The sequence below is a fragment of the Acinetobacter sp. 243_ASPC genome (assembly GCF_001054715.1).
Classification (GTDB): domain Bacteria; phylum Pseudomonadota; class Gammaproteobacteria; order Pseudomonadales; family Moraxellaceae; genus Acinetobacter; species Acinetobacter soli.
The window spans coordinates 77893-84118 of the sequence record NZ_JVOR01000071.1 but is presented as its reverse complement, the minus strand read 5'-3'; the positions used below and the strand labels follow the sequence as shown (position 1 = coordinate 84118).

Sequence of the window (6226 nt, the reverse complement as noted above, 5' to 3'; positions counted from 1 at the left end):
GCCAGCCAGCAGCTTGAAAGCAGCCTGAACAATGCCAAAGCCTTAAGTGAAGTGGCCAAAAATCAGCAGACTGACCCGCTTGAAGTACTGGACAACATCAAACAGTTCTTGGAACAAATCGAAGAACAGGACCAGAACAAGGCAGCGGCGTTTAAACAAGCGCTGATGATCTTAAGTGCACCTAGCAGCATCGCCATGAGCAGTAATCAAGACATCCACCTGAGTGCAGACGGCCAACTGAGCCAGCATGCAGGAGACAGCCTGAATATAAGCACGCAAAAAAGTCTGATTGCCCATGCCAGTGACAAGATTAGTTTGTTTGCAGCACAGCAAGGTGCCCGCCTGTATGCGGGCAAGGGCAAGATCGAGTTACAGGCACAGGGAGATGGGGCGGATTTAATTGCACGTAAGGATATTCAGATTATTTCTACCGAGAATGTAATTAATGTATCTGCTCCAAAACGGATTTTGATTACCGCAGAAACGTCTCAGGTTGAAATTAATGAGCAAGGGATCATTCTTAGAACAGGTGGTAAAGCAGAATTTAAAGCGGGGCAGCATGTGTTTGTGGGTGGACAGAAAGTTTCACTAGATTTACCTCAATTGAATAAATTAGAAATTGCTCAATCGCCATATTCTGCGCAGTATCAGTTATTCAAAACCGATGGTAGAAACTTTCAAGGCTATAAGTATTTTATTGAAGATTCAAACGATAATTTAATGAAGCAAGGAGTTACAGATAATCAGGGTTTTACAGAGCAAGTAGTCACAGAGTACAGTGAGAAAATTATTGGTTATAAATCTGTAATGCGAGAAAGTGAGCGAATAACCGAAAATTGGGAGGCAAAGCTAGAGCAAGCAGTTAATAAAGTTACCAAGGGAGAAAAATAACGATGCTTCCTGTCATTATTGGAATAATTGAGTTAGCGGGATATGCCGCAACAGCTTATGAGTTATATCGTACAGCGACAAATGCTTATGGTGAGGTTAAAAACTATCAAGACAATATAAAAAAAGCAAAAGATGAAATTAAAAAAATCATGCAAAATCTTGATAAAGAAATTACTGATAAGATTGATCGACAGCGAGAGAAAGTGCTATTAACTACTTTGACTTCAGGGGATAAACAGACGAATACGACAAAGTCTGCATCTGGAAGACCACAGGTCAAAAGTAATTTAATTACTGCAGCGATAAAGCAAAAAATCCCTTTTAGGCCAATTATTAGTCAAATTTGCGAAAAAGCAGATCATTTGCCAATGATTCAGCTGAGAAAACAAAAGGGTAAAAAATTAAAAGATGTTATTCCTAAAAGTAAAGTTGATATTGTAGCGAAGCTATTGAAGATGACGGCCGAAGAGTTAGCAGGAGCAAATGTCGATGAATATATTATTGTTAGATTAAAGCAACTTGCCGTAAACTTTATGTTTGAATTTATGGATGAGCTTTTAAAATGGCGTAGCCCTTTAAAAGCAGAAGTATGTTTTGGTTACGATTTAAAAACTAAAAAATATTTAGCTCCCCAGTTAGCTAGCCAGACACGTATTAAAAGAGTCGGGTCTGAACTGAATCCATTTTGGCCAATGCCCTATAAAGGTAGGGGTATCATTGGTACGGATATTATTATTCCAGAATATCGTGGTGAACCATTAACGTTGACTAATATTTTTGCATTGGTTGAGATCAAGTTTCAGAATGATCGAATTGATAAAGCACAGTTTGATAATTATAATGACTTGAAAAAACAGTGCGCTAATCTTAAACATGCGAGTAAGATTACAGCAAGTGAAGGGTTTAAATTATCATTATTTCGCTATCCGGAAGATGTTTCACCTAGCGAAGCTAAAGAATCGAAGCCAGTCACAACAAATAAAAAGCGTAAAACGAATTAAGGAATATTAAATGAGTACGTCAGAAACTTTTTTAAATAATGAAGAAATTCTTGAGTTAGTACGGGATATTCCGAACGATACATCGATTATTTATGGTGAGGAAGATCAGGAATTCGGTATTTGCCCTTATATTACTTTTTATATTTATCACCATGAAGATGAAGTAGAAGTAGTTGCTAATAAAATTATCGATATATATGAAGAATTCGAAAATGAAATTATTGATAAATCATTTAGACTCAGATATCGACATAAAACAAGTATATGGAAAAAGGCAGAAAAATGGCAACGTACGCGTCAAGAAATGATAGATGAAATGCATGAGAGCTATAAAAAGTATTTTGTTTATTTTATTGCCGCAACAACGGGAGACTCTGATACGCAAAGTGCACGTTGGGCTTTACAAAGCAATATTCGTGATAATGGTTCAAGATACTCTAGTCTGAAACTAAGCTTTGGTGACAAGTGGTTTCGAGAAAATAAAAATAGATGGTATACGTTTGTTAAAGAATGCTTGATAAAACTTAATCCGATTCAGGCGTATAGTGGTTATGAAATTGGTAATACAGCTCAATTCCCAATGGTATCACCAGAGTTTGAAACAACAGAACGGATTTTTAGTGATTATTTTTATGGATTAGATATTGATCATCCGAGTAATATGAGTTTTTCACATGACGACGCTGATGATTTGATTTATGCCCCCTCTTTAGCTGCTGGCATACGAACACCGACGTGGTGTTTTTTACTTTCACCTTACTGGATAGATCAATTAGGGTTAAGCGAAGAGCAAATACGTTTAAAGCTGAATGATCCTCGAATTGAGATTACTAAATTATCATACCCAACAGACTCTGAAAAATTTAGTTTATGGATACGCCTTGGAGAGTTGTCACTTTATCCAGTCGAAGAAGGAATACCGGATTTATTGGTGATGGCGAATGAGCTGATCAAGCCAATCCGATGTAACGAATTAAAATTAACGACTTTAGATGCTTGGGAAGATGATCCAAACCCAAGATTTGATATAGAGAACTCTCCAAAATGGATTGCACGTTTTGATGTAGATAGTCATTGGCCAGAAGGAAAACGAGTTAAAAAAACTCAAACAGGAGTATTAGATAACAATACAATAAAGGTTTTAGGTGGTGAAACTTGCCCACAAACAGGTGAGTGGTATAGTCCTGCAAACAATATGGAAAAACGTTATTTCGAACAGGGTGAGATAATGCCTCAAATTGAAAATAATAGTTGGGGAGAAACCATTTGGTATTTAGAGGTGACGAATAAGCAATGATTAGGTAATTTAAAGTTAAAATAAGGCCTTAGATTGCTTTAAGGTCATCTTAATAATGTTTAAAATATTACTAGGCAATAAGCTCAATGCAACATTGCCATTTTGTTTAGGATGAACGAACGCTTTTAAAAATTATCAATTTTCACTGCTGAAGATAAGTATTTGCATAATTTGATAAGTTTTTTCGCTTTAATGTCTGACTGATATTTTGGCTCGCTAACATCAGCTTTTCTAGATTGATCCCTGTTTCGTATCCAATTTGAGACAGTAAATAATACAAATCCTCAGTTGCAACATTCCCTGATGCACCTTTGGCATATGGACAACCACCCAGTCCAGCAAGCGAAGAATCAAAGATTCGAATACCTTGCTGTAAAGATTGATAGATATTGGCAATTGCCATGCCATAAGTATTATGAAAATGTCCAGCCAAAATGTTGCTGTCCAGTTCTGCTAAGCATGCCTGCCAAACTTTCTGAACTCGATCTGGTGTTGCAGTCCCAATGGTTTCACCCAATGAAATTTCATAACACCCCATCTCATATAAACGTTTGACGACATTTACGACCTGTTTGGGATCAATTGCACCTTCATAAGGACAATCCACCATACAAGACACATAACCGCGTACGCGCACATGATTTGCTTGCGCGGCTTGGAAAATTTCAGAGAATCGCTCCAGACTTTCATCAATCGAGCAGTTGATATTCTTTCGGGTAAAGCTCTCAGAAGCTGCGGTAAAGACTGCAACCTCTTTACATCCTACTGCTAGGGCAGCATCGAAGCCTTTAAGATTTGGCGTCAGCAAGCTCAAGTTTAAATCATCACGTTGTGGCAACAATTTAAATAACTCATCGCTCTGCGACATTTGTGGTACCCACTTAGCTGATACACATGAACCCACTTCAATAAACTTTAAACCTGCGTCAATTAAATCATTGATAAAGCTCAATCGTTGTTCAATGCTTAAAGCTTGTTTCTCGTTTTGCAAACCATCACGTGGGCCAACTTCTACTATTTTTACATAGTCATTCATGCAACTTCCCCCTCAGTAGCTTGGAAGTCCACAAGCTCATCACCAGCTTTGACTTGATCACCTACTTGGAAATAGGCATCTAAAATTACACCATCTTTAGGCGCGCGGATGGTGTATTCCATTTTCATCGCTTCAAGCGTTAAAAGCACATCATCTTTCTTCACGGCGTGATTTGCGCCTACAAGTAGTTGTGTTACTACGCCAGGCATTGGGGCTTTGAGATGTCCTTGCTCAGATTGACTATCAGTTTGATTATAATCCTGACGCAAGTAGCTGAATTTATAACTTTGTCCAGCGTTAAATAGAGTAATGCCTTGCAAACCTCGGTTAAAAGCGAGTTTTTGTTGAATTCCATCAATTTGAATATTTGCAGTATGATAATCAGTTAATTGACCTGTGATGTGATACTGCTGACCATTAAATTCTGCGTTAAATCCGTGTTCAGCAGCAGAAAGCTTAATTTGAATATTTTGATTTATAAAGTTCAATTTAATACTGTGTTGATATGTGACATTACTACGCCATAAAGGCTGTGCCAACCACAGTTGCTTTTGAGTCGATTGGTTATTTTGCATTTTGCTGAGAAATTCAATGAATGCCGTCGCAACAACAAGCTCAGGTTTGATATTCGCTGGGCTAAACAAAAATTGTTCTTCACGCTGGATGAGGTTGGTGTCCAAATTTGCTTGTTTAAATGAATCACAACGCACAATCTTTTCCAAAAAGGCAATATTATTGCCTAAACCATCGACATGGAACTGACTAAGCGCATGTTGCATCTGAATTAAAGCAGCTTCACGGTTTTTACCCCATACAATCAATTTGGCAATCATTGGGTCGTAGAAAGTGGTAATTTCATCACCTTCAACAATGCCACTATCTACACGGACATATTGGTTTTGCGTTGGATAGCGAAGATAGTCAATTTTACCGATTGCAGGTAAAAAGCCTTTGTCTGGTTCTTCGGCATAAATACGTGCTTCGAGTGCATGCCCATGAATTTGTAGCTCATGTTGTAATTTGGGTAATGGCTCACCATAGGCAACTCGTAATTGCCATTCGACTAAGTCCTCTCCAGTAATCATTTCAGTCACAGGATGTTCGACTTGTAAGCGTGTGTTCATTTCCATGAAATATGCTGTGCCGTCTTGTTCAACGATAAACTCAACCGTACCAGCGCCAACATAATCCACAGCACGCGCAGCATCAATTGCAGCTTGACGCATTGCATCGAGCTTTTCACTTGGCATTTGTGGAGCAGGCGCTTCTTCTAGTACTTTTTGATGACGACGTTGAACAGAACAATCCCGTTCAAATAAATGCACATAGTTGCCATGTGTATCACCAAACACCTGTACTTCAATGTGACGTGGTTGAGTCACATAACGTTCAATCAGTACGTCATCATTACCAAAACTCGATTTGGCTTCACGTTTGCACAGCGCGAGATAGTAGAGAAAGTCTTCACTACGTTCTACCAGACTCATGCCTTTACCACCACCGCCAGCACTGGCTTTGATGAGTACAGGATAGCCAATTTCATCTGCTTGTTGTTTTAAAAATTCAGCATCTTGATTTGTTCCGTGATAGCCCGGCGTTAGAGGTACACCTGCTTTTTCCATCAAGGCTTTTGAGGTGGCTTTCAAGCCCATCGCTAAAATGGCATCGACCGGAGGACCAATAAAGCAAATATTATGCTGCTGGCAGGCCAAAGCGAATTGATCGTTTTCCGAAAGAAAACCATAACCAGGATGAATCGCTTGGCTTCCTGTATCGATCGCCGCTTGAATAATGCGATCAGCTTGTAAATAACTTTGTGTTGCAGGAGATTGACCAATATAAACCGCTTCATCTGCAAGTTTAACGTGTTGTGCATGTGCATCTGCATCTGAGTAAACCGCAACCGTCGCAATACCTAATTTTTTTGCTGTTCGAATTACACGGCAAGCAATCTCACCACGGTTCGCAATTAAAATCTTTTCAAACATTTTTTGGTCATCC

At 38.8% G+C, this 6226-nt stretch carries 5 protein-coding genes; 3 read left to right on the top strand and 2 right to left on the bottom strand.

What is annotated here, in order from left to right:
- The 3 genes from ADA42_RS07365 to ADA42_RS07355 all read left to right on the top strand — a co-directional run.
- The coding region (locus tag ADA42_RS07365; protein WP_048764403.1) for a DUF2345 domain-containing protein at positions 1 to 891 on the top strand (891 nt) is incomplete at its 5' end.
- A gap of 2 nt (positions 892 to 893) precedes the next feature.
- Positions 894 to 1892: a hypothetical protein gene (locus tag ADA42_RS07360; RefSeq protein ID WP_004947351.1), complete on the top strand. Its 999-nt coding sequence runs from the start codon at positions 894 to 896 to the stop codon at positions 1890 to 1892.
- A 10-nt stretch (positions 1893 to 1902) separates the two neighbouring features.
- Positions 1903 to 3189, top strand: a complete 1287-nt coding sequence (locus tag ADA42_RS07355; RefSeq protein WP_004947347.1) for a type VI immunity family protein — start codon at positions 1903 to 1905, stop codon at positions 3187 to 3189.
- 142 nt (positions 3190 to 3331) lie between these two features.
- On the opposite strand, the gene ADA42_RS07350 is transcribed toward ADA42_RS07355, so the two are convergent.
- Together ADA42_RS07350 and ADA42_RS07345 are read right to left on the bottom strand one after the other, a co-directional pair.
- Positions 3332 to 4225, bottom strand: a complete 894-nt coding sequence (locus tag ADA42_RS07350; RefSeq protein ID WP_004947344.1) for a hydroxymethylglutaryl-CoA lyase — start codon at positions 4223 to 4225, stop codon at positions 3332 to 3334.
- Positions 4222 to 6213 carry an acetyl/propionyl/methylcrotonyl-CoA carboxylase subunit alpha gene (locus ADA42_RS07345; RefSeq protein ID WP_048764401.1) on the bottom strand — a complete coding sequence of 664 codons (1992 nt, stop codon included), beginning with the start codon at positions 6211 to 6213 and terminating at the stop codon, positions 4222 to 4224. The genes ADA42_RS07350 and ADA42_RS07345 overlap by 4 nt, the downstream gene beginning before the upstream one ends.
- Positions 6214 to 6226: the final 13 nt, after the last annotated feature.

Coding starts and splice junctions, on each gene's coding strand:
- ADA42_RS07355 (WP_004947347.1), top strand. CDS start 1,903: ATGAGTACGTCAGAAACTTTTTTAAATAATGAAGAAATTCTTGAGTTA.
- ADA42_RS07345 (WP_048764401.1), bottom strand. CDS start 6,213: ATGTTTGAAAAGATTTTAATTGCGAACCGTGGTGAGATTGCTTGCCGT.
- ADA42_RS07360 (WP_004947351.1), top strand. CDS start 894: ATGCTTCCTGTCATTATTGGAATAATTGAGTTAGCGGGATATGCCGCA.
- ADA42_RS07350 (WP_004947344.1), bottom strand. CDS start 4,225: ATGAATGACTATGTAAAAATAGTAGAAGTTGGCCCACGTGATGGTTTG.